Here is a 24,469-nt window from a genome sequence, read left to right as displayed (position 1 = left end):
GTTCGGGGGGACAGGGTGGTTCTGACTCACCCGTTCAGGGTGTCATGCCCCGAGCACCGCCCCGGCACCGCCCGCTCACTGGATGGTCACCGGATGGTGATCGTGATCGTCGACCCCTTGGGCGCGCTCTCGCCGCCTTCCACGGACTGCTTCTTCACGGTGTCGCCGAACAGTCCGAGCAGCCCGCGGTCCTCCTTGACCTCGAAGCCGGCGGCCTCCAGCGACTCCTTCGCGTCGTCGACGCTGTCGCCGACCACGTCCGGGACCTCGACCATCTCCGGGCCCTTGGACAGGGTCAGCGTCACCGTGTCGCCGTCGGCGGCCCGGCTGTCCGCCTCCGGGGTCTGCGCCGCGACCTGGCCCTTGTCGAACTCGGAGTTGACCTGCTCGGCGGCGACCTCCACCTTCAGGCCGGCCTCCTCCAGCTCGGCCTTGGCGTCGTCCAGGTCCTCGCCGGTGACGTCCGGGACGTCGATCGGGCTGCCCTGGCTGACGACGATCGAGACGGCGGACCCCGCACGCCGCTCGGTGCCTGCCGCCGGGGTGGTGCCGATCACGAAGCCCTTGACGACGTCGTCGCTGAACTCCTTGGTGACCAGCCCCGGCTCAAGGCCGTCGGACTCCAGCAGTTCCTTGGCCTTGTCCAGCCGGGAACCCGTCACGTCCGGCACCTTCACGGTCTGCGGGCCGTCGGAGACGGTGAGCGTGACCGAGTCGTGTTTGCGGATCCGCTCGCCCGGCCCCGGGTCCGTACTGATGACCGTCCCGCGCTTTACGGTGTCGCTGTAGGCGTGCTCGACCTTGCCGACTTCCAGCCCGGCCGCCTCCAGCCGCTTCTCGGCCTTCGCCCGGGTCTGCGTCAGCACCGCGGGGACCTTGGTGAACTGGCCCGAGTTGATGTACCAGACGCCGGCTCCGACGCCGATCACCAGCAGGACGACGGTGATGAGCGCGAGCATCCCACGCGGGGCCCGCGCGGAACGGCCCCGGGGCGGCAGCGGCGGCGGACTCTGCAACCGCGAGGTGTGGTCGAGGCCGAGGGGGCCACCCTCGGCGCCGGGCACATCGTCCTCGTCGACCGGCAGCAGCCGCGGCACGGTCAGCGAGCGCGGAATGACGCTCGTACGGTCCTCCGCGTTGTCGTGCCCGGCGGACACGGCCTGCGGGGGCAGGGCGTCCAGCTGCTCCTCGCTCAGGGCGGCGCGTGCGTCCCGGACCTGCCCGAGCAGCGCGACGGCGTCGTACGGCCGGACGTCCGGGGTGCGGGCGGTGGCCGACGCCACGAGTTCGTCCAGCTCGAACGGCAGCCCGGGCACGGCGGCGGAAGGCGGCGGAACGTTTTCGTGGAGATGCTTGTAGAGCACGATCGCGGGGGAGTCGCCGTCGTGCGGCTTCTCACCGGTGAGCATCTCGTAGAGGACGACACCGCACGCGTAGACGTCCACCCCGGGGGCGGCGGCACCGGGCTGCTCTATCTGCTCGGGGGCGAGATACGAGACGGTCCCGAGCACGGCACCCGTCGTACTGGTGACGGTGTCCACGGACCGCACCAGGCCGAAGTCCGCGACCTTGACCCGGCCGTCGTCCCCTATCAGCACATTCTCCGGCTTCATGTCCCGGTGGACGAAGCCGGCCCGGTGCGCGGCGCCGAGCGCGGCGAGCACGGGCTCCAGGATGTCGAAGGCGGCCCTCGGCTGCAGCGCCCCGCGCTCGCGCAGCACATCACGCAGCGTGCACCCGGCGATGTACTCCATGGCGAGATACACATACGACCCGTCGGTCCCCTGGTCGAACACCTGGACGACATTGGGGTGCGCGAGCCGCGCCACGGACTTGGCCTCACGGATGAACCGCTCGACGAACGACCCGTCGGCCGCGAGCGCCGGATGCATCACCTTGAGAGCGAGCACACGGTCGAGACGGGTGTCCACGGCCCGATAGACCGTGGCCATCCCGCCCACCGCGATACGCGCGTCGACGCGATACCGACCGTCGAGCACCTGCCCGACCAGAGGGTCCTGAAGGGTCGTGTCCACGCAGGCGAGTCTACGAGCCACCACTGACACGTCCCCCCCTTCCACCCCTTCGGAGCAGGACTGCAGCCGACCTGTGACGCGAACCACGGGCCGAGAGACGGAGGGAGCGCTTTCGGCGGGAGATCAGAAGGCGGGGCGCTCGGGGTCCAGGGCGGCCAGGCCCTCCGTGGGCGAGGACGCCTCCGCGAAGTAACGGCGGGGGATCCGGCCCGCGAGCCGGGCCAGCCTTCCCGCCTCGACCCCGGCCCGCATGGCCGACGCCATCCGCTCGGGGTCCGCCGCCCGCGTCACCGCCGACGCCAGCATCACCCCCGCGCACCCCAACTCCATCGCCAGCGCCACGTCCGACGCCGTACCGGCCCCCGCATCCAGAATCACCGGCACGCGCGCGTGCTCGACGATCAGCTGGAAGTTGTGGGGGTTGCGGATGCCGAGTCCCGATCCGATCGGGGACCCCAGCGGCATGACGGCGGCACAGCCGGCATCCTCCAGCTTCCGCGCCAGCACAGGATCGTCGTTCGTGTAGGGCAACACCGTGAACCCGTCGTCCACCAGCGTCTCCGCCGCCTCCAGCAACTCCACCGGATCCGGCAGCAGGGTCCGCTCGTCGGCGATGACCTCCAGCTTGATCAGCGAGGTGCCCAGCGCCTCCCGCGCCAGCCGGGCCGTCAGCACGGCCTCCCCGGCCGTGAAGCACCCCGCCGTGTTCGGCAGCACCCGGATGCCCAGCCGCTCGAGCACCGACAGCACGGAGCCCCGCACCTCTGGGTTCACCCGCCGCATCGCGACCGTCGTCAGCTCGGTCCCGGACGCCACCAGCGCCCGCTCCAGCACCTCCAGGCTGGGCGCACCCCCCGTACCCATGATCAGACGGGACGAGAAGGACGTACCCCCGAGGACGAAGAGATCGTCGGCCATGGCGCTCAGCCCCCCTGCACGGCGGTCAGGACTTCCACGCGGTCACCCTCGCGGAGCGCCGTGGCGGACCACTGCGCGCGCGGGACGACGGTTTCGTTGAGCGCGGCGGCCACCCCGGAGGGCGCCGGAGTCAGGGACCGTACGACGCTGTCGAGGGCCGTACCGGGAGCGACCACCTGCCGCTCGCCGTTCACCGAGATGTTCACGCGGGCTGCTCCGTGAGGGCGGCGGCACCGAAGCGCCGGGGTGTGAAGGGACGGACCTCGTCGGGGAGTTCACCGGTGGCAAGGGCGTGCGCCATCGCGTCACCGGTCACCGGTGTCAGCAGCACCCCGTTGCGGTAGTGCCCGGTGGCCAGCAGCAGCCCGTCCAGGTCCGTCGGCCCGAGCAGCGGCGCGTTGTCCGGGGAACCGGGGCGCAGTCCCGCGCGGGTTTCCGTCAACGGCAGTTCCGTGATCCCCGGCACCAGTTCGTGGGCGTCGCGCAGAAGTTCGTACACGCCCCCCGCCGTCACCGTCGTGTCCCAGCCCAGCTCCTCGCTCGTGGCGCCCACGACCAGCTCGCCGTTCTCCCGCGGCACCAGATACACCTGACTCCCTCGGACGACGGCCCGCACGGTACGGCTCAGGAACGGCGCGAACCGAGGCGGCACCGTCAGCCGCAGCACCTGCCCCTTCACCGGCCGGACCGGGGGCAGTACGTCCTCCGGGACGCCCGCGAGGCGCCCGCTGAGGCTTCCGGCCGCGAGTACCACCTGCCCCGCCTCCAACGCCGTGCCGTCCCCCGTCACGACCCCCGACGCCCGCCCGCCCGTCACGGACAGCCGTTCGGCCCACGCGCGGCGGAAGACCACGCCCGCCCGCTCGCACGCGGTGACGAGCGCGTCGGCCAGCCGCCGGGGATCGACCTGGTGATCGCCGTCCACCCGCAGCCCGCCCCGCACCCCGGGCGCGAGCATCGGCTCCAGGCGCCGGCACTCCCGCCCCGTGAGCCACTCCGACTCCAGCCCCGACTGCGCCTGCAGCATGTGCAGTTCCCGCAGGTGGGCGCGGTCGTCGGCGTCCAGCGCCACCGCGAGCGTGCCGCACCGGCGGTAGCCGAGATCCTGCCCGGTGACCTCCGTCAGTTCGGCCGCGAAGTCCGGATAGCGGCGGGCCGAGGCCAGGTTCAGGCCCAGCAGGGTCTGCTCGCCGTAGTGGAGCTCGGTGACGGCGGCCAGCATCCCGGCCGCCACCCGTGCGGCCCCACCGCCCGGCTCGGGGTCCACCACCGTCGTGGCGAACCCGCGCTGCGCGGCCCGCCAGGCCGTGACCAGGCCGATGATCCCGCCCCCGACGACCAGGACATCGGATGTACGTGTACGCGACATGGGCGTCCAGCCCCTCCCTTCGCCGGCATGACCCGGATCAGGTTCGTACGGTCGGAGGCCGCCAGCCTCCCTCTCAGCCCGGTGCGTCCGGGCTCCCGCGAGTGCTCTACGTTGGGTCACCCTAGCCCGTGGTTCCACGCCTGTGTAAAGGGAGCCTTCGTCATGCCCGGCTCGCTGGACGGCCTCGTCCTCGCCCCCGTCGCCGACCAGGCCCCGGGCCAGGTCGGCACCCGCACCCGCTTCACGTACCACGAGCGGGACGGCGTGATCTGGGCGGACTACGGGGGCGGCGACGTCGTACGCGGGCATCTCGTGGGTACCCGTGAGGGCGACCGGCTCGACTTCCGGTACGTCCAGCTCAAGCACGACGGGACGACGTCCTCGGGGCGCTGTGTGTCGACAGTCGTCGCACTGCCCGACGGCCGGGTGCGCCTGGAGGAGACCTGGGCCTGGGAGTCGCAGGAGGGCAGCGGTACGAGCGTTGTGGAGCAGGTCACGGCACACGACCGCTGACTGACTATTCGTCAGGTGTCTATGGTGATCAGGTGAGCGAGCAGACGCGGGAAGAAGACAGGCCGGCGGGGCGGCGGGTGGTCGTCGTCGGCGCGGGCATGGCCGGTGTGCAGACCGCGGTCGCGCTGCGCGAACAGGGCTTCGACGGCACGGTCACGCTGATCGGCGCGGAGCCGCACCAGCCCTACGACCGGCCTCCGCTGTCCAAGGCCGTCCTGCTCGGCAAGGCCGAGGGCTCCGCCTTCGACGTCGACTTCGAGAGCCTCGGCATCGAGTTGCTGCTCGGCCGCGAGGTGCTCGGCCTGCGCCCCGCCGACCACGAGGTGGACACCGAGGCCGGGCCGGTCCCCTACGACGTCCTCGTCCTCGCCACCGGTGCCGAACCGATCCGGCTGCCCGGCGCCGAGGGCGTCCCCGGCGTCCATCTGCTGCGCACCCTGGACGACGCCGAACGGCTGCGGCCGGTGCTCGCCCGGCAGCACGACATCGTGGTCGTCGGCGCCGGCTGGATCGGCGCGGAGTTCGCCACCGCCGCGCGCGAGGCCGGCTGCGCGGTCACCGTCGTGGAGGCCGCCGACCGCCCCCTCGCCGGTGCCCTGCCGGCCGAGGTCGCCGCCCCGATGACCTCCTGGTACGCCGACAGCGGCACCGATCTGCGCACCCACGCGCGCGTGGAGCGTGTCGAACCGGGCGCGGTCGTCCTCGACGACGGCTCCCGGCTGCCCGCCGGCGCCGTGGTCGTCGGTATCGGCGCCCGGCCCGCCACCGCCTGGCTGGCCGGCTCCGGCGTCGAACTCGGCGCGCACCACGAGGTCGTGGCCGACGCCCACCTGAGCACGTCCGTGCCGGACGTGTACGCGGTCGGCGACTGCGCGTCCTTCCCCTCGGGACGGTACGGCGAACGGCTCCTCGTCCACCACTGGGACAACGCCCTCCAGGGCCCGCGCACGGTCGCCGCGAACATCGTCGGCGCGGCCACCGGCGAGCCCCCGGCCGTCTACGACCCGGTGCCGTACTTCTGGTCCGAGCAGTTCGGCCGCTTCGTCCAGTACGCCGGTCACCACGCCGTGGCCGACCGCATGGTGTGGCGCGGTGACCGGTCCGGCCCGGCGTGGACGGTGTGCTGGCTGCGCGAGGACCGCCTGGTGGCCCTCCTGGCCGTCGGCCGGCCGCGTGACCTGGCCCAGGGCCGCCGCCTGATCGAGGCCGCCCGGCGCATGGACCCGGAGGCGCTCGCGGACCCGGCCCGCCCCCTGAAGGACGCGACTGCGGGGCCCTAGGGGGCCGGGCTCCGCCGAGGTTCGGCTCCGTCGCGGGGGCGCGCCCGGCCACGACGGCGCCGCGGACGGCCGGCGACTCGTCGCGGCCCGACTTCCGACTGTCAGTGGCAGATGGCAGGCTTGTTCTCGTGACCGAGATTGACGCAAAGATCGATGCTCTCGTCCCCGCCTGGCTCACCCTGCCCGACATCGCGGAAATGCTCGATGTCGACGTGACGCGCGTCCGGCAGCTGGTCAAGGAGGGCCAGCTCATCGCCGTGCGCCGCGGTGAGAACCGCGCGCTGCACGTCCCCGCCGCCTTCATCGACGGGGACAAGGTGGTCAAGGGCCTGTCCGGGACCCTGACGCTCCTGCGGGACGACGGCTTCACGGACGAAGAGATGCTCGAGTGGCTCTTCACCCCCGACGCGAGCCTGCCCGGCACCCCCGCGCAGGCCCTGAGCGAGAATCGTGGCACGGAGGTGAAGCGCCGCGCCCAGGCGCTCGCCGTCTGACCAGAGGAAGACAACCGACACACCCGGGGCGTACGAGGGCCGGTCCGCCGCCCTCGTACGCCGCCGCCCTGGGGGGAACTCACGCATGCCCGACACCGCCCGCGCCCGTTTCGCCGACGCCCGCCTCTACCTCTGCACGGACGCCCGCACCCGACAGGGCGACCTCCCTGAGTTCCTGGACGCGGTCCTGGCCGGCGGAGTCGACATCGTGCAGCTGCGGGACAAGGGCATGGAGGCGGCCCAGGAGCTGGAGCACCTGAAGGTGTTCGCCGACGCCTGTGCCCGGCACGGAAAGCTGCTGGCGGTCAACGACCGCGCGGACGTCGCCCACGCCGCCGGCGCCGACGTCCTCCACCTCGGCCAGGGCGACCTGCCGGTCCCCGCGGCCCGCGCCATTCTCGGCGACGAGGTCCTCATCGGCCGCTCCACGCACGCCGAGGCGGAGGCCGAGGCCGCCGCCGTCCAGGAGGGCGTGGACTACTTCTGCACCGGCCCCTGCTGGCCCACCCCCACCAAGCCGGGCCGCCACGCACCCGGTCTCGGCCTGGTCCGCCACACCGCCGCCCTCGGCACCGACCGCCCCTGGTTCGCCATCGGCGGCATCGACCTCGGCACCCTCGACGAGGTGCTGGAGGCGGGCGCCCGCCGGGTCGTGGTCGTCCGGGCGATCACCGAGGCGGACGACCCGGGTGCCGCGGCGGCGGAATTCGCGAAGCGCCTGCGCGAGCTCTGAGGGGCCGGTCGGGTTTCAGCCGAAGGCCTGTCCGAAGGGTGGACAACAAGCCGACAATTCGGGCAAATATCCGGCATTCGGTTGGGTGACCGTCGGCCGCTGGTTAACCTGCGGGTATGGCCCTTGGAACCGCATCCACCAGGACGGACCGCGCACGCACCGTGCGCGACATCCTGGCGACCGGCAAGACGACGTACTCGTTCGAGTTCTACGCGCCGAAGACGCCCAAGGGCGAGCGGAGCCTGTGGGACGCGCTCCGCAGGGTCGAGGCGGTGGCCCCGGACTTCGTCTCCGTGACGTACGGCGCCGGCGGCTCCACCAGGGCGACCACGGTCAAGGAGACCCAGCAGATCGTCGCCGACACCACCCTCACCCCGGTCGCGCACCTCACCGCCGTGGACCATTCCATCGCCGAGCTGCGCAACATCATCGGCCAGTACGCCGACGCCGGGATCCGCAACATGCTCGCCGTGCGCGGCGACCCGCCGGGCGACCCGATGGGCGACTGGGTCCCGCATCCGCGGGGCCTCACCTATGCCGCCGAACTCGTCCGGCTCATCAAGGAGTCGGGCGACTTCTGCGTGGGCGTCGCCGCCTTCCCCGAGATGCACCCGCGCTCCGGCGACTGGGACACGGACGTCGCGCACTTCGTCGACAAGTGCCGGGCCGGCGCCGACTACGCCATCACGCAGATGTTCTTCCAGCCCGAGTCGTATCTGCGTCTGCGCGACCGGGTGGCGGCGGCCGGCTGCGAGACCCCGGTCATCCCCGAAGTCCTGCCGGTGACGAGTGTGAAGATGCTGGAGAGGCTGCCGAAGCTCAGCAACGCCCACTTCCCTGACGCCCTGAAAGAGCGGATGCTCACAGCCAAAGACGATCCGTCCGCTGTACGCTCCATTGGCATCGACTTCGCCACGGAGTTCTGCGCACGGCTGCTGGCCGAGGGAGTGCCCGGACTGCACTTCATCACGCTCAACAACTCCACGGCGACGCTGGAAATCTACGAGAACCTGGGTCTGCACCACCCGCCGCAGGCCTAGACCGGTCGCACCCACATACGACACACTGCGTAGCGGCCACTGGGAGAGGGGCGTACATGGGCTGGACGGTCCTCTACATCGCGTTCGGCATCGTCGCGCTGTGGCTGCTGGGCGAGGTGCTGCTGCAGTACAAGGCGCGTCTGCGCTGGCGGCTGCTGGCGTTCGTCGGGTTCCTCGGTGTCGTGCTGGGTGTGCTGATTCCGTCGGTGATCGTGATCGGGCTGGGCGCGGCCGCCTTCGCCGTCGGCCAGACCTACGTCACCCTGTCGTTCCGCCGCGGCTTCGCCGAGGGCTGGGCCGTGCGGCGCGGGGAGGGCGAGGGGGCGCTCCCCATGAGCCTGACCAAGCGCCGCCGCGGCAAGGCCGAGCACCACGACCCGAGCCTGGAGGTCACCGACCTGGAGTCCGGAGACGCCGCCGGTTACGGCGGCGGCGCCGACCCCTCCTTCGGCGGCGACGGCATGGGATACGGCCAGGACAGGGACCCCTTCGCCGACAACGCCTCCCCGGCCGACGACGACTACGACCGCGACGACGTGTTCACCCCGGCCGCCCGCGGCGCTCAGCCGTCCGCCGCCGAGAGCACCGTGTACTCGCCGCAGCCCATGCCCGACGACACCAACGCCTACGGCATATACAGCGACGCCGCGTACGCGGCCGCCACCGGCCAGCCCCAGGACCAGTACGCGACGGCCGCTCAGGGCGCCGACCAGACCTACGGCTACGACGGCTACTCCGGGTACAACCAGCAGCAGTACGGCTACGACACCACCGGCGAGCAGCAGTACGCCGCCTACTCCGACCCGTACATCGGCACCCAGACCTACGGCGGCGGCTCCTACGACGCCGGTTACGGCCAGCAGCAGTACGGGCAGCAGGGTTACGGCCAGGACCAGTACGGCACCGGCGGCTACGGCGAGACCCCGGCCGGCGGTGTCTGGGTCCCCCAGCAGCGCAGCACCGACGACCCGTTGGGCGGTGACCTCCCGCCCGAGCAGCAGTACCCCTACCAGGGTGACGGGCAGGGGCAGCAGCACGGGCAGGGCAACGGGTACGACGACCAGTACCGGTTCTGACGACCAGGACCGGTTTCCGACCCGCGGTGTCGGTTCTCACGGGCCGTTCGCCGTCCCGCTCACTGTGAGCCGCGGAACTCCAGTCCCTCCACGATCAGTCCGGCCACCAGCGCGCCCGACATGCCCGAGTGGGGGAGTCCGCCGCCCGGGTGCGACCAGCCGCCGGCGGTGAACAGCCCTTGCAGGCCGGTGGAGTTCGCCGGGTGCAGCAGCCTGCCCCCGGCCGCGGCCAGCGCCGGCGCCGGTACGGCCCCGCCCGCCGCGCCGGTCTCCCGCGCGATGTCGGCGGGGGTGCGGACCACGCGCCACAGGACACGGTCGCGGACACCGGGTACGGCCCGCTCGGCGGCGGTGACCAGGGCCTCCACGTGCTCCTCGCGTATCGCCGCCCCGGCCGGGACCACGGCACCGACCGTGACCGCCTCGTGGTCGCCGTCCGGCACCAGCGCCGGGTCGTCGGGCCGCAGCACCGTGACCGTCGGCTCCGCGGGTACGCCCGGTGCCGTGCCGAAGAGGCTTTCCAGCTCGCCGTCGCGGTCCCGGGTGTGCACCACCGTCCGGTGCGCGGTCCCCTCCGGGCGTCCGCCGCGCAGTGCCAGCAGGACGGTCAGCCGGCTGGGCAGGCCCTGCTGGGGCGCCACCTCGCCCTCGCCCCGGACGGGAAGCCCCGCGGCACTGCCGGGCGCGACCACGAAGTCGGCGTCCGCCACGTGGCCGTCGGCCAGTTCCACGCCCGTCGCCCGGCCGTCCTTCTCCAGGACCCGGGTGACCTCGGCGCCGAAGACGAACTCGACCCGGCGGGCCACACACCGCTCGTACACCGCGCGGGCGAGCTCCCGCAGGCCCCCGCGCACGTACCAGGTGCCGAAGGCGTGCTCCATGTACGGCAGCACGGCGCAACTCGCCGGAGTGGCGCGGGGATCCAGGCCGTACGCGAGCGCGTGGCCCTCCAGGAGCGCGGCGAGCCGGGGGTCGCGCAGCTCCCAGGCACCGACCTCGGCGAGCGTGCCGGCCCGGCGGGTGCGCAGCAGACGCTTGTGCGGGACCGCCGGATAGGGTTCACGGTCCGCCAGCACCGACCAGTTCGGCCACAGGGGCTCCTCCAGCAGCGGGCGGCGGGTGCGGTCCCAGGCCTCGCGGGCGCGGACCAGGAAGTCGCCCCAGCGCTGCCCGGCGCCCGCTCCGAGTGCCTCGTCCAGGGCGGAGACGACGCCCGCTCGCGAGGCGTTCGGCAGGGACACCCCCGTGCCGTCCGCGAACACATGCCGTGCCGACGGGTCTACCTGGACCAGCTCGACGCGGGCCTCCAGCGGCTCCTTGCCGGTCTTGACGAACAGATCCCGGTAGACCGCGGGCAGGGGGAGCAGACCGGGCCCGGTGTCGAAGCCGAACCCGTCCCGCTCGAAGCGGCGCACCGCACCGCCGTACGTCTCCGTACGCTCGTACACCGCCACCCGGTGGCCCGCGACGGCCAGCCGGGCGGCGGCCGCCAGCGCGCCCATCCCGGCGCCGATCACCGCAATCCGTGCCATGGCTGCGACTTTATCGGCCGCCACCGACAGTCACGTCGCCAGCCCGGCGGGCCCGGGGGAGTACGGAGGCGGACGCTTTCGTGACCAGACGACCGCACAGCGTCCTGAGGTTGAGCGCCCAGCTCTGAGTACCCGTACCTAGGGAGGGAGATGAGTACGCGGGCGGATGGGGGCGGGCCCGCCCGGACGGGAGAGTGGAGGCACGGAAAGGGGCGCGGCTCCGGCACCGGCGACACGGGGCGCCGGAACGGAGCGGCCCTCGATCCGCTCCTTCCGCCGGCCGGTTCGGCGGGAGCGAGGCACGGGGGGAACCCGGGGGAACGACCGCACGGGGGAAACGGGGGATCGGGGGGAAACGGGGGAGCACAAGGAGGCGCCGGTTCGAGGTGGCCCGCGGGGGACGCGGCCACGGCGGGCCGGCGCTTCCGTGTGCCCGGCCCGCCGTGGCCGCGGCCTCAGCGGCCGCCGCTCACCCGCCCCTGCAACAGCCGCGACAGCGCCGAGTGCACGTCGTCCAGAGAGCGCTCCGGCTGGAACGCCTGCCAGTCCAGGGCGGCCACCAGGACCATGCCGACCAGCGCGGCCGCGGTCAGCTGGACGTCGATCTCGTCGCTGAACTCGCCGCTCTCCACGCCCTCGCGCAGCACGCCCTCGACGACGGCGACCGCCTCCTGCCGCACCACCATCAGGGTGGACTGCCAGGCCCGGTTGGTGCGCCACAGCTCGGCCACGTACAGCTGGGTGAAGGACGGGTAGCGCTCGATGAAGACGAGGCCCGCGCGGACCATCGCGTCCAGGGCGTCGACCTTGCCGCCGCCCTCGCGCGCGGTGCGCTCGGCGGCCTCCCTCAGGGAGGCGGAGAGGAGACCCACGCCGTGCCTCAGCAGTTCCTCGAAGAGGACCGACTTGCTCGCGAAGTTGTAGTAGACCGTGCCCTTCGCGACGCCCGCCCGCTCGGCGATCTCGTCCACCGTGGTGGCGGAGAAGCCCTGCTCGGCGATGAGCGTGACGGCGGCCTCGTAGAGCTTCTGCCGGGTGGCCTCGCGGCGGGTGCGGCCGCCCGGCGTGGTGCTGCTTTCCATGGTCCCGATTGTCACAGGAACCCGGCCTCCCGTACGCCGGATCTTCACAGGCTCAGTTCCGGGTGCAGCCGGTCCAGGGTCCACACCTGGCGGCGGCGGGCCGACAGGGCGGTGAGCGCGAGGGCGCCCGCGGTGAAGGCGACGAGCACCACGCACGCGTGCCACACCGGTTCGAGACCGCCGCCGGTGATGAGCCTGCGCAGGGCCTCCACGACGTAACTCATCGGCAGGTAGGGGTGGATGGCGTTGAAGAAGCCGGGGCTGGTCTGCACCGGGTAGGTGCCGCCCGCCGACGTCAGCTGGAGCATCAGCAGGGCCAGGACGAGGATCCGGCCCGCCGCGCCGAAGCGTGCGTTGAGCCACTGCACGAGCGCCGCGAAGCAGGCCGCCACCAGGAACAGGAAGCCCACCGTCCCGGCCGCGTGGGCCATCTCCAGGCCGATCGCCCAGTGCAGCACGGCCATCAGCGCAGTCGTCTGCAGTACCCCGACCGCGACCACCGGCAGCCAGCCCGCCAGCGCGATCCGCCAGGCCGAGGCGCCCGCGGCGAGTGCACGCCGGTTCATCGGCGGGATCAGCATGTACGCCACCATCGCGCCCACCCACAGCGACAGCGGGATGAAGTACGGGGCGAAACCGGTGCCGTAGTTCGCCGCCCGGTGCAGGTCCTTGGAGGCCAGCTGCACGGGGTCGGCCATGACCGCGGTGCGCGCGTCACGCTCCTGCTCGTCGTAGTCGGGGATCTGCTCGGCGCCGTCGTGCAGTCCGTCGGCGAGCCTCCCGGAGCCGTCGGAGAGCTTGAACATGCCGCCGTTGAGGTCCTCGGCGCCCGTCTTGAGCCGGCCGACGCCCTCGTTCAGGTCCCCGGCACCGGTGTTGGCGGTCCCGAGGCCGCTGTGCAGTTCCTTCGCTCCCGCGGCGACCTTCCTGGCGCCCGTGTTGAGGGCGTTGACCCGGGTGACGGCGTCGTCGAGGTCCTCGGACAGGTGCGGTGCGCGGTCAGCGAGGGCCTGCGCCTGCTGCTGGAGCGTGGCGAGACGGGTGCGCATCGTCTTCAGGTCGCCGTCCTGGTCGGCGATCAGCGTGTTGAGGTCGTCCGCGACGGTGGCGACGTCGGCGGCGTTCTCCTTGGCCTTCTTCAGGTCCGCGCAGGCGGGGTCGGGCAGCACCGGGTTCTCGCAGCGGGCCCGGTAGACGGCGGCGAGGGCGTCCGAGGCCGTGTGCGCGCCCTTGGCGGCGGTCGGCGCGGCCTTCACCAGGGTGTCGAGGTTGCCGCGGACCACCTCGGCGGAGTCGGCGACCAGCTGGGCGGTGTCCCCGATGGCCTTCTCGTTGTCCTTGAGGAAGGGCCCCGCCCTGCCGGCGAGCGCGTTGACCTTGTCGGCGAGTGCCTGGGTGCCGTCCGCGACCTTCCGGGAGCCGGTCTGGAGGTCACCGGAGCCGGTGTCGAGCTTCTGGAGGCCCTCGGAGAGTTCGCCGCTGCCGTTCTCGGCGTCCTTCAGGCCGTCGGCGAGAGCCTTGGAGCCCTTCTCGGCCTTGCCGATCCCGCCCTTGAGGTCGTCGGCGCCGTCGGCGGCCTTCGCGGTCGCGCCGTGGATGTCGGAGAACGAGACGAAGATCTTGTCCAGGAAGGACCGCGAGGCCTTCGTGGACGCGGCCGTGCGCACCTCGCTGAAGACCGTCCGAGAGATCTGCCCGACGATGTAGTTGTTCGCGTCGTTCGTCCGCACCTGGAGCGCGCCGGTCTCCGGCGAGTCGCCCGAGCTGGAGGCGATCCGCTTGCTGAGGTCGGCCGGCATGGTCAGCGACAGGTAGTACGTCCCGTCCTCCACACCCGCGCGGGCCTGTTCGGCGCTCACCCGGCGCCAGTCGAAGACCTCGCTGTCCAGCAGCCCCTCGGTGATGTCGTCGCCGGCGGTGATCCTCTTGCCGTCGGCGGTCGCCCCCTTGTCGTCGTTCACCAGCGCCACGGGGATGCGGTCGAGCCGGCCGTAGGGGTCCCAGAACGACCACAGGTACAGCGCGCCGTACAGCAGCGGCAGCAGCAGGAGCGCGACCAGCGCGGCCCGCGGAAGCTTCCCCCTGCCGAAGCGGCGCAGCTCAAGCGCGGCCAGTTTCGGTGAGCGCATCGGCCTTCTCCTCTCCCTCTCCCTGCTCGTCGTCTTCCGTCTCGTGCCCGGCGTCCGCCGGGTCGGTCCGCTCTTCCCGGGTGTCCTGCGGGGCGGTCCGGGTGGACACCGTCCGGACGCCTTCGGGGGCCTGCGCGCACACGGCCACGACGGTGGTCCCGTCCTCGGCGATCGCCGCCAGGAGGGCCCACACCTCGGCGCGTTCGGCCTCGGACAGCTTCAGGTCGGTGTCGTCCACCCCGAGCAGTCGGGGCCGTCCGACGAGGGCCAGCGCCACCGACAGCCGCAGCGCCTCGATCCGCTCCAGATCGCGTACGGCGGTACGCGAGCCCTTGGGCAGGGCCGCACGGTCGAGGCCGGCCGCGGCCAGCGCGGCGTCGATCCGCAACTCGGCCTCCGCGGCCCGCTGCGCGCGCGGACGCAGCAGTTCCCGTACGGAGTCGCCGAACCGCCGCTGCAGCAGGGCCCGTTCACGCAGGTGCTCGCCGACGGTCAGCGCCGGGTCGAGGTCGGTGACGCCGGTGACGTGCGCGAGCGCGCTGATCCGGCGCACGGCCGCCAGCTGCTTCGGCAGCCGTGCCGTGCCCACGGTCGCCGTCCCCTCGGTGGCCTTCATCCGCCCGGTGAGCGCGAGCAGCAGGCTCGTGCGGCCGGAGCCGGACGGTCCCTCGATCGCGATCAGTGAACCGGGTTCGGCGTCGATGCCGACGCCCTGGAAGGCCCATCCGCGAGGGCCCCTGAGGCCGAAGCCCTCGGCTGTGATGCGAACGCCGCTCACAGTCCCCCCTGCTTTCTGGTGACTTTTTGAACTGACTGGTCAGTGCAAAAACTAACCCGAACCTTCGATCGAAGCAAAAGCCCAGGTCAGAACGGATTGTCAGTGGCATACCTCACGATGGGCACATACGGCACCACCTGACAGGGCGTGCCGTCACACAGACGACAGGAGGTTCGTCATGGCCAGCTACCACGCAGCCGCCGCACACCGGCGCCGCGCCACCGGCCCTGCCCCCTCACTGACCGGCCCGGCCGGCGACGTGCACCCCGTGCTGCGCCGCACGACCGCCCCGCCCGCCGCCCTCGACCTGCTCGCCCAGGCCCGCGCCGGACTCGAGGAGGCGGCCGCCCTCGAGACCCCCAACGAGCGCTATGCCACGGCCCACCTCGCGGCCCTGCGCACCGCCGCCGCCGTGCTCGCCGCGCGGGGCCGGCCCGAACCCTCGCCCCGCAAGCGGGCGCGCATCCGGAGCGCCTGGGAAGTGCTCCCCGAGATCGCTCCCGAACTGACCGAGTGGAGCGCCCTGTTCGCCTCCGGGGCCCGGCGCCGAGCCCGGGCCGAGGCGGGCATCCAGGGGGCGGCCGGCCGCCGGGACGCCGACGATCTGATACGCGACGTGGCGATGTTCATCCGCCTCGTCGAGCGCATGCTGGTCCTCCAGCCGGTCCTGCCCCAGCCCCGGCAGGACGAGGACGATCCGGACGGCAGGGGAGCGGGACGGGCCATGCCGGACGCGGGCTGACCCGGCGGCGGCCCGATCGCAGCCGGGCGGTCCGCCCGACGCGCGCCGATCCGCGCGGCAGCGGTGACCAGGCGGGCTGCCGGAGGCAATAGGGTGGAAGGCGCCTAAAGCCTTCCCTCCGCCCGCCGGTGTTCCGGGCGGGGCCCGGGGAGGGCCCCCGTTCGCTCCGCCGCGCAAGAGGCGGTGCCGCGCCGAGGAGTCAACTGCCGTGTCGGACCCCATGCGACCCCGCGCCTCTCTCCGTACCGCCGTGGTCTGGGAGGTCCTCCAGGACGCCCTCGAACGCCGGGTCAAGGCCACCGGTCGCGACGTGCTGGACGTCCTCGACACCGGCGGCGGCAGCGGCAAGTTCGCGGTGCCGGTGGCCCGCCTGGGCCACCGCGTCACCGTCGTCGACCCCAGCCCCAACGCGCTGTTCGCCCTGGAGCGGCGCGCCGCCGAGGCCGGTGTCCCCGACCGTGTCCAGGGCGTCCAGGGCGACGCCCACGGCCTCTTCGACGTGGTCGAGCGCGGCCGCTACGACGCCGTCCTGTGCCACGGCGTCCTGGAGTACGTCGACGACCCCGCCGAAGGCGTCCGCAACGCCGTGGCCGCCCTGCGCTCCGAGGGCGTCCTCAGCCTGCTCGCCGCCGGCCTCGGCGGTGCCGTCCTCGCACGGGCCCTCGCCGGACACTTCAAGGAGGCCCGGCAGGCTCTCACCGACCCCGACGGCCGCTGGGGCGCCGGAGACCCCGTGCCGCGCCGCTTCACCGCCGAGCAGCTCACCGGGCTCGTCGAGGCCGCTGGCCTCGTAGTCGGCGCCGTGCACGGCGTGCGGGTCTTCGCCGACCTCGTCCCGGGCGTCCTCGTGGACACCGAGCCCGGCGCCCTGGACGCCCTGCTGAAGCTCGAGGAGGCGGCCGCCGAACTCCCCGCCTTCCACTCCGTGGCCACCCAGCTTCATGTGCTGGGTGAGACGCGGGGGACCGGCGGGGCCTGAGCCGCTCCCGGGGCGCGCCCGCTGATCAGGGGCTTGGCGGCACATGGAGTACGCCACAGGCCCCCCGTTCGGGCGCTGTGCGCCGTATGATCGAGGGAGACCGCCCGGCATGACGGGTCGGCCGCTGGGGAATGGAAGCCTCAGCGACCGGGACGCCCATGGCGGGCTCCGGTTGGCCAATTGGCGTAGAGGGGCGGGTTTCACGGGGGCGATTCCCTGCCTATCCTGAAGGGACCCCCCGAGTCGCCCCGGCGACTGCACGATGAGGAGGACTCCGTGCCGCTCTCGGAGCACGAGCAGCGCATGCTCGAGCAAATGGAGCGAGCGCTGTACGCCGAAGATCCCAAGTTCGCGTCGGCGCTCGAGGGAAGCGGGCTGCGTACGTACACCCGTCGGCGGGTCTACCAGGCGGTCGCGGGCTTTCTCGTGGGTATCGCGCTCCTCATGGCAGGAATGGTCGCCAAGCAGGTCTGGCTCAGCGTGGTGGGCTTCCTCGTCATGCTGGGCTGTGCGGTTCTCGCCGTGACCGGCTGGCGCAAGGCCCCCAAACCCGGCGAGCAGGCCGCAGGCGGCCCGCACGCGCGCGGTCAGGGACGGCAGAAGCGCTCGATGATGGACCGTATCGAGCAGCGCTGGCAGCGCCGCCGAGACGAACAGGGCGGCCACTGACACGGCCCTCCGCCCCGGAACATCGTTGAGGGGGTGACCACCCACCGGGTGGTCACCCCCTCACTGTTCCCGCCCCTCTAGTGCCGCGGCACTAGCCGCTCTGCTGGCCGGACGGCCGCCGCACCAGTGTCACCAGGTGGGCCGCTCGGGCCGCCCAGGACGCCTTGACGGCCGTCCAGCGGTCGGAGAGCTCCCAGACCGCACGAATGGCCGAGCGCGGCGCGACGACCGCCCGCACGCGCGTGGACCAGCCGACCCTGGCCCGCAGCGCCCCCCGCACCTGGTGGACGTCCTCGGACAACCCGGCCTCGGCCCGTGGCCGCGGGGCGAACAGCGCCTGCTCCACGGCTCCCGCCACCCGGTGCACCGACCGGCCCGCCGTCTCGTCCAGCTCCCCCATCCGGACGATCCGCGCCGCCGCCCGCCGGGGGGTCAGCGCCTCGTCCGGCTCGATGCCGTAGTCCCAGGCCGTGTCGATGAGCTCGCGCCAGACCGCCAGCACATGTGCCACGGCAGCCTCGGCGGCCTCCTGGGACGGCGCGTCCAGCAGGATCGCCGGACCGACGCCCTCCGCCTCCGGGCCGTCCGTACCGCCGCCCGGCCGCCGGACGGGAGCCGCGCCGGCCGCGGAGTGCTGGGCCGACGCCAGCCGGGCCGACCGTCGCCTCAGCCGCCACAGCATCGGCAGCAGCGGAAGGGCGAGCGCCGCGCCCCCCAGCAGCACCCAGCCCGCGATCGCGTACCACGGGGGACCCTGGTCGCCCTTCTCCGACTGGTCCAGCGGCAGCGCGGCCCCACAGCCCTCCAGCTTCTTGACCTGCGCCGAGCAGCTCGTGCTCGCCGAGGGCGCCGCCGAGGGCGCCGCGTCCGCGGACTCGGAGGACTGCGGCTGGTCCGGGGTGGTGGCACCGGGGCTGTCCGGCACCGTGTACGAGGGCGTCGTGCCCCGCGTCGGGGTCGGCTCGAAGCGGGTCCAGCCCACACCCTCGAAGTACAGCTCGGGCCAGGCGTGCGCGTCCTTCAGGCTCACCGCAACCGAACCGTCCGCCTGCGGGGAACCGGGCGCGAAGCCCACCGCGACCCGGGCCGGTATGCCCAGCGTGCGGGCCATCGCCGCCATCGCGAACGAGAAGTGCACGCAGAAGCCCTGCTTGTCCTTCAGGAACCGGGCGATCGCGTCGGGACCGGTGCCGACCTCCACGTCGGTGTCGTACTCGAAGCCGCCCGCCACCGCGAAGTAGTCCTGGAGCGCGACCGCCTTGTCGTAGTCGCTCGTCGCGCCCTCGGTGATCTCGCGGGCCTGCCGCGACACCACCTTCGGCAGCGACTTCGGCACCTCGGTGTAGTCGTTCCTGATCGATCTCGGGGCCTTGGGCGCCGCCGCCAGCTGCTCAGCCGTCGGCTGCACGTCGAGGCTCTTCACCTCGTACGTCCTGCCGCTGGTGTCCTGTCCGTGGTCGCCGACCAGGGTCATGCCGACCGGTTCGTACCGCCAGTTGCCCTTGATCTTCACGCTGCTCGGCGGGTACGGCATCGGCAGCCAGTTCTGGGCGTAGCCGCCGGCGGCCGAGACCCGCGTGGTGATCTCCGTGCGCTTGACGTCGGGGCTCAGGCCCGTGGGCGCGGGGAACTCGTCGGGGACGGCGACGATGTGACGCTTCGACGGCTTCCACGTGGTGCCGTCGAAGTCGTCCAGGGACACGATCCGCAGATACATGTCCGAGAGGTCGGTGGCGTTGGTGCTCAGCGTCAGGACCGTGCGGTCCTCGTCGACGTTCAGGCTGTCGCGCAGCGAGACCAGCGGGTTGATCGCGGAGATCGTGCCCCCGCCGCCGTTGCCCGGGCCCACGCCCGCCCCGGCGCCGGCCAGCAGGCCGCCCTGGATGGCCGGCAGGGGCAGCAGCGGTATCACGAGGGCCACGCCCAGGGCGGCCATGCCGATGCGCCGGCCGGTGCGCACCGGGGCGACCGGGCCGGGCTGCCCGCCCGGGGTGCGCGGGGCGCCCGCGAAGACTCGGCCCCACTGGGAGAGCCGCTCGCGGCCCTCGGCCAGGAGCAGCATCAGATAGCCGGCCGCGGCGACCAGGAACCACATCCAGTCGTACGAGCCTTCGGACAGGCCCGCGGCGACCGAGTACAGCGCGAGCAGCGGCAGGCCGGCCGGGGCGGCGTTGCGGAAGGTCACAGCGAGGGTGTCCACCGCCAGCCCGATCACCAGCACACCGCCGACCGTCATCAGCCGGATGCCGTCGGACAGCGGAGCCGGGATCGCGTACCGCCCGACGTCGTCGGCGCCCGCCTGGAACAGGTCGGCGAAGTGCTGGAAGGCCTCCGGGCCGGGGATCAGCCCGAGCAGGGCCTGCTCCCGGGCGAAGATCAGGGTCAGCAGCACCAGCGTGACCAGCGCCTGGACGGCCACGGTCAGCGGCCGGGCCAGCGGCGCGCGGCGCGCGGCAGCGCCCACCCCGGACTGGATCGCCAGCAGGAACGCCGCCTGGACGAACCACGTCGCCGGGTCGACGAGGGGCAGCAGGGCGCACGACGCCATCAGCGTGGCCGCCGCCGAGCACAGCGTCAGCCGAGCCCGTCCGCTCATGATCCCGCCTTCCGCGCGCTCGTCCCGCCCGCCGTCACGACACCCGCCCGCTCGCGGTCGGCCTGACGCCACAGTTCGTCCAGCGAGGCGCCCCGGGGCACGCTAAGGACGGTCCAGCCCGCCTCGCGCAGCATCCGCAGCCGCTCCTCCTGCCTGTTCATCGGATGGGCCATGCCGTTCGGTTCACGCCCCCACGCGTCACTGTCCAGCAGGAAGGCGAGCGCGCCCCCGCTGCGCTGGCGCATCTTCGCGGCGACCGCCGCCTGCTCCTCGTCGATGTCGCCGAGGAACGCCACCAGCAGTCCCTCGTTCCCGCCGCGCAGCACGTCGTACGCCCGCGACAGGCCCGCCCCGTCGGAGTGGTCGACCACCGCGAGGGTGTCCATCATCAGCCCGGCCGCGTCCGCCGACTCCTGGCTGGGCCCGGCGAACCCGTCGGCGCCCTCGCCGGGCACCGAGTTGCCGGTGTCCGTCAGCAGCCGTACCGAGAAGCCCCGCTCCAGCATGTGCACCAGTACGGACGCGGCGCCCGAGACCGCCCACTCGAAGGCCGAGTCCGGGCCGACGCCCGCGTAGGCGATGCCGCGGGTGTCCAGGAGCACCGTGCAGCGCGCCCGCTGGGGCTGTTCCTCGCGGCGCACCATCAGCTCGCCGTAGCGGGCGGTGGAGCGCCAGTGCACCCGGCGCAGGTCGTCGCCGTAGCGGTAGCCGCGCGGGATCATGTCGTCCTCGCCGGCCAGCGCCAGCGAGCGTTGCCGTCCCTCGCCGTAGCCCTTGGCCTCGCCGCTCAGCCGCACCGGCGGTAGCGGCTCCACGCGCGGGATCACCGTCAGGGTGTCGTACGTCGAGAAGGCCCTGGTCAGTTCGCACATGCCGAACGGGTCGCTCAGCCGCAGCTGGAGCGGGCCGAGCGGGTAGCGGCCGCGCAGGTCGGAGCGGACCCGGTAGGACACCTCGCGGCGTCCGCCGGCCTCCACCCGGTCCAGGACGAAACGGGGGCGCGGGCCGAGGACGTAGGGCACCTTGTCCTGGAGCATCAGCAGGCCGGTGGGCAGCCGCGAGACGTTGTCCATCCGCAGATGGACACGGGCCTCGCTGCCGGCCGACACGCGCGCGGGGGAGAGCCGGCGGCTGCCGGCGACCCGGTAGCGGGTGCGGTAGACGACGGCCGCGCAGATCAGCGGCAGCGCGGCCAGCAGCAGCCCGACCCGCAGCAGGTCGGGCTGTCCGAGGACGTAGGCGCAGATGGCGGCGGCTATGCCGGCGGCCAGGAAGGAGCGGCCGCGGGTGGTCAGACCGGCCAGGGCGGTCCGGGCGCCGCCCTTCTCGCGGCCTCCCGGTTGTCCGGTCTGCCCGGTCCCCCCGATGGTCATCAGAGCCTCCGCGGCGGCTGCTGGGGGTACGCGGGCGCGTCGTGGCCGAAGCCGCCGTAGGCGTGCTGCTGGGGACCGGAGGGCACCGGGGTGCGCTGCAGGATCTCCTCGACGACCTGCTCCGCCGTGCGGCGGTTGAGCTGCGCCTGCGCGGTCGGCAGCAGACGGTGGGCCAGGACGGCCACCGCGAGGTTCTGCACGTCGTCGGGCAGCGCGTAGTCCCGGCCGGAGAGGGCGGCGGAGGCCTTCGCCGCGCGCAGCAGGTGCAGCGTCGCGCGCGGGGAGGCGCCGAGTCTGAGGTCGGGATGGGTGCGCGTGGCGGCGACCAGGTCGACCGCGTAGCGGCGAACCGATTCAGCGACGTGGACTCCGCGGACCGCGTCGATCAGCTTCAGGATCTCGTGCGCGTGGGCCACCGGCTGGAGGTCGTCCAGCGGGCTGACCCCGCCGTGCACGTCCAGCATCTGCAGCTCGGCCTCGGGGCTCGGGTAGCCGATGGAGACCCGGGCCATGAAACGGTCGCGCTGGGCCTCGGGCAGCGGATAGGTGCCCTCCATCTCGACCGGGTTCTGCGTGGCCACCACCATGAAGGGACTGGGCAGCTCGTACGTCTGCCCGTCGATGGTGACCTGGCGCTCCTCCAGGGACTCCAGCAGCGCCGACTGCGTCTTGGGCGAGGCCCGGTTGATCTCGTCGCCGATCACGATCTGCGAGAAGATCGCGCCCGGCTTGAACTCGAAGTCACGGCGCTGCTGGTCCCAGATGGACACGCCCGTGATGTCCGAGGGCAGCAGGTCGGGCGTGAACTGGATCCGGCGCACGGAGCAGTCGATGGACTTCGCCAGTGCCTTGGCGAGCATCGTCTTGCCGACGCCGGGGACATCCTCGATCAGAAGATGTCCCTCGGCGAGCAGCACGGTCAGCGAAAGCCGTACGACCTCGGGCTTGCCCTCGATCACTCCCTCCACCGAACTGCGGACACGCTCCACAGTGGCGGTCAGATCTGTGAGGCTCGCTCGCTCGTCATAGGTCGTCACCCGGCCCTCCTCGGCCCGTACATCTTTTCCGGGCCGACGCTCTCTGCCGCGGACCGGCCCACCCCGAATCACGTGCGCCACCCGAGAAATGTTCGGCGTCGCGTCACAACCGCATTCTTGCTGCCGTTACCGATTCGTGTCACTCGCCTGTGGACAACTGCCCGCGATATGTCGGCTCTATGGCCTTTTGGGCTTCCAGGAGCCGGAAATCAACAGCGAAATGACAGCGAACGACGGCAGCGGAGGAGGGTTACGCCGGGTCGATCTCGCGCAGCAGGCCCGACTTCACGTCGAACACGAAGCCGCGCACGTCGTCGGTGTGCAGCAGGAACGGTGAGGTGCGCACCCGCTGCATGGACTGCCGGACGTCCTGGTCGACGTCCCGGAAGGCCTCCACCGCCCAGGCCGGACGCTGGCCGACCTCCATCTCCAGTTCGGTACGGAAATCCTCGGTGATCGCCTCCAGACCGCAGCCTGTGTGATGGATCAGCACGATGCTGCGTGTACCCAGCTTTCGCTGGCTGATGGTGAGCGAGCGGATCACGTCGTCGGTGACCACGCCGCCCGCGTTGCGGATCGTGTGGCAGTCGCCGAGCTCGAGGCCCAGCGCCGCGTGCAGGTCGAGACGGGCGTCCATGCAGGCCACGATCGCCACGTGCAGCACGGGGCGGGCGTCCATGCCCGGATCGGTGAAGGCGGCGGCGTACCGCTCGTTGGCGTCGACGAGGCGGTCGGTCACCGTGCCGCCGTATATGGCGCCTTCGGGCTCTGTGGGTACGGATGCGGAGGTCGTCATAACCATGACGGTACTGGTCACGGGCGTTCTGGTCCTGCTGTGAGAAGGGAAAAAGAGCGTCATCACGTCGTGTTTGTGAGGTAAGCCACAGGAGTGAGGAAGGGGCGTCCGGCCGGGTGATTTCCTCCGGTTCGCCGCTTCACCTCGGTGCCCGCCCGCGACGCGCAGGCCGGTTGATTGACCGCGAGTCACCGTGGACTAAAGTGACGCGAAGCGGGAGACGGTGATCTCCCTGCTGGACTGACTTCCCCGCGTGCCGCGGCAGGCCTTCCCCATACGAGAGGGCGGGGACCCGGCGGTGCGTCTTCCCGCCGGATCTGAGAGGGCCCCTTGAGCCAGAGTCGACACGTCCCGGTGATGCTCCAGCGGTGCCTGGACCTGTTGGCCCCCGCGCTGCAGCGGCCCGGAGCGGTCGTCGTCGACTGCACGCTCGGCCTCGGCGGCCACAGCGAGGCGCTGCTGACGCGGTTCCCCGAGGCGCGGCTCGTCGCCCTCGACCGCGACAAGGAGGCCCTCAGGCTCTCCGGCGAGCGTCTCGCCCCCTTCGGCGAGCGCGCCACCCTCGTGCACGCCGTCTACGACGAACTCCCGGACGTACTGGACCGGCTCGGCATCCCGCGTGTGCAGGGCGTCCTGTTCGACCTCGGGGTCTCCTCCATGCAGCTCGACGAGGCCGAGCGGGGCTTCGCCTACGCCCAGGACGCCCCGCTCGACATGCGCATGGACCAGACGACCGGCATCAGTGCCGCCGAGGTCCTCAACACCTACCCGCCCGGCGAGCTCGTCCGGATCCTGCGGGCGTACGGCGAGGAGAAGCAGGCCAAGCGGATCGTCTCCGCGATCGTGCGCGAGCGTGAGAAGGAGCCGTTCACCAACAGCGCGCGGCTCGTCGAGCTGATCCGCGACGCGCTTCCGCAGGCCGCCAAGCGGACCGGCGGCAACCCGGCCAAGCGGACCTTCCAGGCGCTGCGCATCGAGGTCAACGGCGAGCTGTCCGTCCTGGAGCGGGCGATCCCGGCCGCCGTCGGGGCGATCGACGTGGGCGGGCGGATCGCCGTGCTGTCGTACCACTCACTGGAGGACCGGCTGGTCAAGCAGGTCTTCGCGGCCGGGGCGGCGAACACCGCGCCGCCCGGGCTGCCCGTCGTCCCCGAGCGCTACCAGCCCCGGCTCAAGCTGCTCACGCGCGGTGCCGAACTTCCCACCGAGGAAGAGATCGCCGAGAACCGGCGCGCCGCCCCGGCACGGCTGCGCGGCGCCGAGCGCATCAGGGAGTCCATCGAATGAGGGGCGCGAG

General features: G+C 72.6%; 22 protein-coding genes and 1 riboswitch. Of the genes, 10 read left to right on the top strand and 12 right to left on the bottom strand.

The window, feature by feature from the left end:
- Positions 1–86 precede the first annotated feature (86 nt).
- From pknB to thiO, 4 genes are all read right to left on the bottom strand, one after another.
- Positions 87–2,036, bottom strand: coding sequence for a Stk1 family PASTA domain-containing Ser/Thr kinase (gene pknB / locus ACIBVL_RS01935; protein ID WP_399090196.1), 1,950 nt, complete (start codon positions 2,034–2,036; stop codon positions 87–89).
- Between the two features lie 123 nt (positions 2,037–2,159).
- On the bottom strand, positions 2,160–2,954 hold the full coding sequence (locus tag ACIBVL_RS01930; protein ID WP_399090193.1) for a thiazole synthase: 795 nt from the start codon (positions 2,952–2,954) through the stop codon (positions 2,160–2,162).
- A gap of 5 nt (positions 2,955–2,959) precedes the next feature.
- Positions 2,960–3,160: a sulfur carrier protein ThiS gene (thiS, locus tag ACIBVL_RS01925; RefSeq protein WP_399090190.1), complete on the bottom strand. Its 201-nt coding sequence runs from the start codon at positions 3,158–3,160 to the stop codon at positions 2,960–2,962.
- Entirely contained in the window at positions 3,157–4,323 is a 1,167-nt protein-coding gene (thiO, locus tag ACIBVL_RS01920; protein WP_399090187.1) for a glycine oxidase ThiO, read from the bottom strand. Before thiO ends, thiS begins: the two co-directional genes overlap by 4 nt.
- Positions 4,321–4,432: riboswitch (TPP riboswitch) on the bottom strand. It overlaps the preceding gene by 3 nt.
- Before the next feature lie 53 nt (positions 4,433–4,485).
- Here thiO and ACIBVL_RS01915 point away from each other — a divergent pair.
- The 6 genes from ACIBVL_RS01915 (at position 4,486) to ACIBVL_RS01890 (ending at position 9,459) form a co-directional block, all read left to right on the top strand.
- On the top strand, positions 4,486–4,836 hold the full coding sequence (locus ACIBVL_RS01915; protein ID WP_399090185.1) for a hypothetical protein: 351 nt from the start codon (positions 4,486–4,488) through the stop codon (positions 4,834–4,836).
- A gap of 32 nt (positions 4,837–4,868) precedes the next feature.
- Positions 4,869–6,116 (top strand): NAD(P)/FAD-dependent oxidoreductase, encoded by a 1,248-nt coding sequence (locus ACIBVL_RS01910; RefSeq protein ID WP_399090182.1) that lies wholly within the window; start codon positions 4,869–4,871, stop codon positions 6,114–6,116.
- A gap of 128 nt (positions 6,117–6,244) precedes the next feature.
- A complete protein-coding gene (locus ACIBVL_RS01905; protein ID WP_399090179.1) occupies positions 6,245–6,610 on the top strand; it encodes an Rv2175c family DNA-binding protein in 366 nt (121 codons plus the stop codon).
- 85 nt (positions 6,611–6,695) lie between these two features.
- Complete coding sequence (gene thiE / locus ACIBVL_RS01900) at positions 6,696–7,343, top strand: thiamine phosphate synthase (RefSeq protein WP_399090176.1); 648 nt, start codon at positions 6,696–6,698, stop codon at positions 7,341–7,343.
- Between the two features lie 116 nt (positions 7,344–7,459).
- Entirely contained in the window at positions 7,460–8,383 is a 924-nt protein-coding gene (gene metF / locus ACIBVL_RS01895; RefSeq protein ID WP_399090173.1) for a methylenetetrahydrofolate reductase [NAD(P)H], read from the top strand.
- A 56-nt stretch (positions 8,384–8,439) separates the two neighbouring features.
- A complete protein-coding gene (locus tag ACIBVL_RS01890; RefSeq protein ID WP_399090169.1) occupies positions 8,440–9,459 on the top strand; it encodes a hypothetical protein in 1,020 nt (339 codons plus the stop codon).
- Positions 9,460–9,518: 59 nt separating this feature from the next.
- Here ACIBVL_RS01890 and ACIBVL_RS01885 read toward each other — a convergent pair whose 3' ends face one another.
- The 4 genes from ACIBVL_RS01885 to ACIBVL_RS01870 all read right to left on the bottom strand — a co-directional run bounded on the left by ACIBVL_RS01885 (position 9,519) and on the right by ACIBVL_RS01870 (position 14,980).
- Positions 9,519–10,991: a phytoene desaturase family protein gene (locus tag ACIBVL_RS01885; RefSeq protein WP_399090166.1), complete on the bottom strand. Its 1,473-nt coding sequence runs from the start codon at positions 10,989–10,991 to the stop codon at positions 9,519–9,521.
- Between the two features lie 455 nt (positions 10,992–11,446).
- Complete coding sequence (locus ACIBVL_RS01880; protein ID WP_399090163.1) at positions 11,447–12,073, bottom strand: TetR/AcrR family transcriptional regulator; 627 nt, start codon at positions 12,071–12,073, stop codon at positions 11,447–11,449.
- A gap of 44 nt (positions 12,074–12,117) precedes the next feature.
- Positions 12,118–14,202 carry a YhgE/Pip family protein gene (locus tag ACIBVL_RS01875; RefSeq protein ID WP_399090161.1) on the bottom strand — a complete coding sequence of 695 codons (2,085 nt, stop codon included), beginning with the start codon at positions 14,200–14,202 and terminating at the stop codon, positions 12,118–12,120.
- On the bottom strand, positions 14,174–14,980 hold the full coding sequence (locus ACIBVL_RS01870) for an ATP-binding cassette domain-containing protein (RefSeq protein WP_399090158.1): 807 nt from the start codon (positions 14,978–14,980) through the stop codon (positions 14,174–14,176). The genes ACIBVL_RS01875 and ACIBVL_RS01870 overlap by 29 nt, the downstream gene beginning before the upstream one ends.
- Positions 14,981–15,158: 178 nt before the next feature.
- Here ACIBVL_RS01870 and ACIBVL_RS01865 point away from each other — a divergent pair, with 178 nt between their 5' ends.
- The 3 genes from ACIBVL_RS01865 (at position 15,159) to ACIBVL_RS01855 (ending at position 17,370) form a co-directional block, all read left to right on the top strand.
- A complete protein-coding gene (locus ACIBVL_RS01865) occupies positions 15,159–15,722 on the top strand; it encodes an SAV_6107 family HEPN domain-containing protein (protein ID WP_399090155.1) in 564 nt (187 codons plus the stop codon).
- Between the two features lie 208 nt (positions 15,723–15,930).
- Positions 15,931–16,701, top strand: coding sequence for a methyltransferase (locus ACIBVL_RS01860; RefSeq protein WP_399090152.1), 771 nt, complete (start codon positions 15,931–15,933; stop codon positions 16,699–16,701).
- A 276-nt stretch (positions 16,702–16,977) separates the two neighbouring features.
- Complete coding sequence (locus ACIBVL_RS01855; protein WP_399090149.1) at positions 16,978–17,370, top strand: DUF3040 domain-containing protein; 393 nt, start codon at positions 16,978–16,980, stop codon at positions 17,368–17,370.
- A 91-nt stretch (positions 17,371–17,461) separates the two neighbouring features.
- On the opposite strand, the gene ACIBVL_RS01850 is transcribed toward ACIBVL_RS01855, so the two are convergent.
- The 4 genes from ACIBVL_RS01850 to ACIBVL_RS01835 all read right to left on the bottom strand — a co-directional run bounded on the left by ACIBVL_RS01850 (position 17,462) and on the right by ACIBVL_RS01835 (position 23,235).
- Positions 17,462–19,966 carry a DUF3488 and DUF4129 domain-containing transglutaminase family protein gene (locus ACIBVL_RS01850; RefSeq protein ID WP_399090146.1) on the bottom strand — a complete coding sequence of 835 codons (2,505 nt, stop codon included), beginning with the start codon at positions 19,964–19,966 and terminating at the stop codon, positions 17,462–17,464.
- A complete protein-coding gene (locus tag ACIBVL_RS01845; protein WP_399090143.1) occupies positions 19,963–21,339 on the bottom strand; it encodes a DUF58 domain-containing protein in 1,377 nt (458 codons plus the stop codon). Before ACIBVL_RS01845 ends, ACIBVL_RS01850 begins: the two co-directional genes overlap by 4 nt.
- Complete coding sequence (locus ACIBVL_RS01840; RefSeq protein WP_399090140.1) at positions 21,339–22,376, bottom strand: AAA family ATPase; 1,038 nt, start codon at positions 22,374–22,376, stop codon at positions 21,339–21,341. The genes ACIBVL_RS01845 and ACIBVL_RS01840 overlap by 1 nt, the downstream gene beginning before the upstream one ends.
- Positions 22,377–22,626: 250 nt before the next feature.
- Entirely contained in the window at positions 22,627–23,235 is a 609-nt protein-coding gene (locus tag ACIBVL_RS01835) for a beta-class carbonic anhydrase (RefSeq protein ID WP_399091976.1), read from the bottom strand.
- A gap of 267 nt (positions 23,236–23,502) precedes the next feature.
- On the opposite strand from ACIBVL_RS01835, the gene rsmH reads away from it, so the two are divergent.
- Positions 23,503–24,459 carry a 16S rRNA (cytosine(1402)-N(4))-methyltransferase RsmH gene (rsmH, locus tag ACIBVL_RS01830; RefSeq protein WP_399090137.1) on the top strand — a complete coding sequence of 319 codons (957 nt, stop codon included), beginning with the start codon at positions 23,503–23,505 and terminating at the stop codon, positions 24,457–24,459.
- Positions 24,460–24,469: the final 10 nt, after the last annotated feature.

Origin of the sequence: Streptomyces sp. NPDC049687 (genome assembly GCF_044465285.1) — a bacterium.
GTDB lineage: Bacteria > Actinomycetota > Actinomycetes > Streptomycetales > Streptomycetaceae > Streptomyces.
Note: the sequence above shows the minus strand (reverse complement) of the source record. Positions and strands in the feature narration are given on the sequence as shown.

What these genes read in the sequence shown, in the direction of transcription:
- ACIBVL_RS01880 (WP_399090163.1), bottom strand. Translation starts at nt 12,073, where the DNA reads ATGGAAAGCAGCACCACGCCGGGCGGCCGCACCCGCCGCGAGGCCACC.
- thiE (WP_399090176.1), top strand. Translation starts at nt 6,696, where the DNA reads ATGCCCGACACCGCCCGCGCCCGTTTCGCCGACGCCCGCCTCTACCTC.
- ACIBVL_RS01930 (WP_399090193.1), bottom strand. Translation starts at nt 2,954, where the DNA reads ATGGCCGACGATCTCTTCGTCCTCGGGGGTACGTCCTTCTCGTCCCGT.
- ACIBVL_RS01890 (WP_399090169.1), top strand. Translation starts at nt 8,440, where the DNA reads ATGGGCTGGACGGTCCTCTACATCGCGTTCGGCATCGTCGCGCTGTGG.
- ACIBVL_RS01850 (WP_399090146.1), bottom strand. Translation starts at nt 19,966, where the DNA reads ATGAGCGGACGGGCTCGGCTGACGCTGTGCTCGGCGGCGGCCACGCTG.
- metF (WP_399090173.1), top strand. Translation starts at nt 7,460, where the DNA reads ATGGCCCTTGGAACCGCATCCACCAGGACGGACCGCGCACGCACCGTG.
- ACIBVL_RS01885 (WP_399090166.1), bottom strand. Translation starts at nt 10,991, where the DNA reads ATGGCACGGATTGCGGTGATCGGCGCCGGGATGGGCGCGCTGGCGGCC.
- ACIBVL_RS01845 (WP_399090143.1), bottom strand. Translation starts at nt 21,339, where the DNA reads ATGACCATCGGGGGGACCGGGCAGACCGGACAACCGGGAGGCCGCGAG.
- ACIBVL_RS01835 (WP_399091976.1), bottom strand. Translation starts at nt 23,235, where the DNA reads ATGACGCTCTTTTTCCCTTCTCACAGCAGGACCAGAACGCCCGTGACC.
- ACIBVL_RS01875 (WP_399090161.1), bottom strand. Translation starts at nt 14,202, where the DNA reads ATGCGCTCACCGAAACTGGCCGCGCTTGAGCTGCGCCGCTTCGGCAGG.
- thiO (WP_399090187.1), bottom strand. Translation starts at nt 4,323, where the DNA reads ATGTCGCGTACACGTACATCCGATGTCCTGGTCGTCGGGGGCGGGATC.
- ACIBVL_RS01915 (WP_399090185.1), top strand. Translation starts at nt 4,486, where the DNA reads ATGCCCGGCTCGCTGGACGGCCTCGTCCTCGCCCCCGTCGCCGACCAG.
- ACIBVL_RS01865 (WP_399090155.1), top strand. Translation starts at nt 15,159, where the DNA reads ATGGCCAGCTACCACGCAGCCGCCGCACACCGGCGCCGCGCCACCGGC.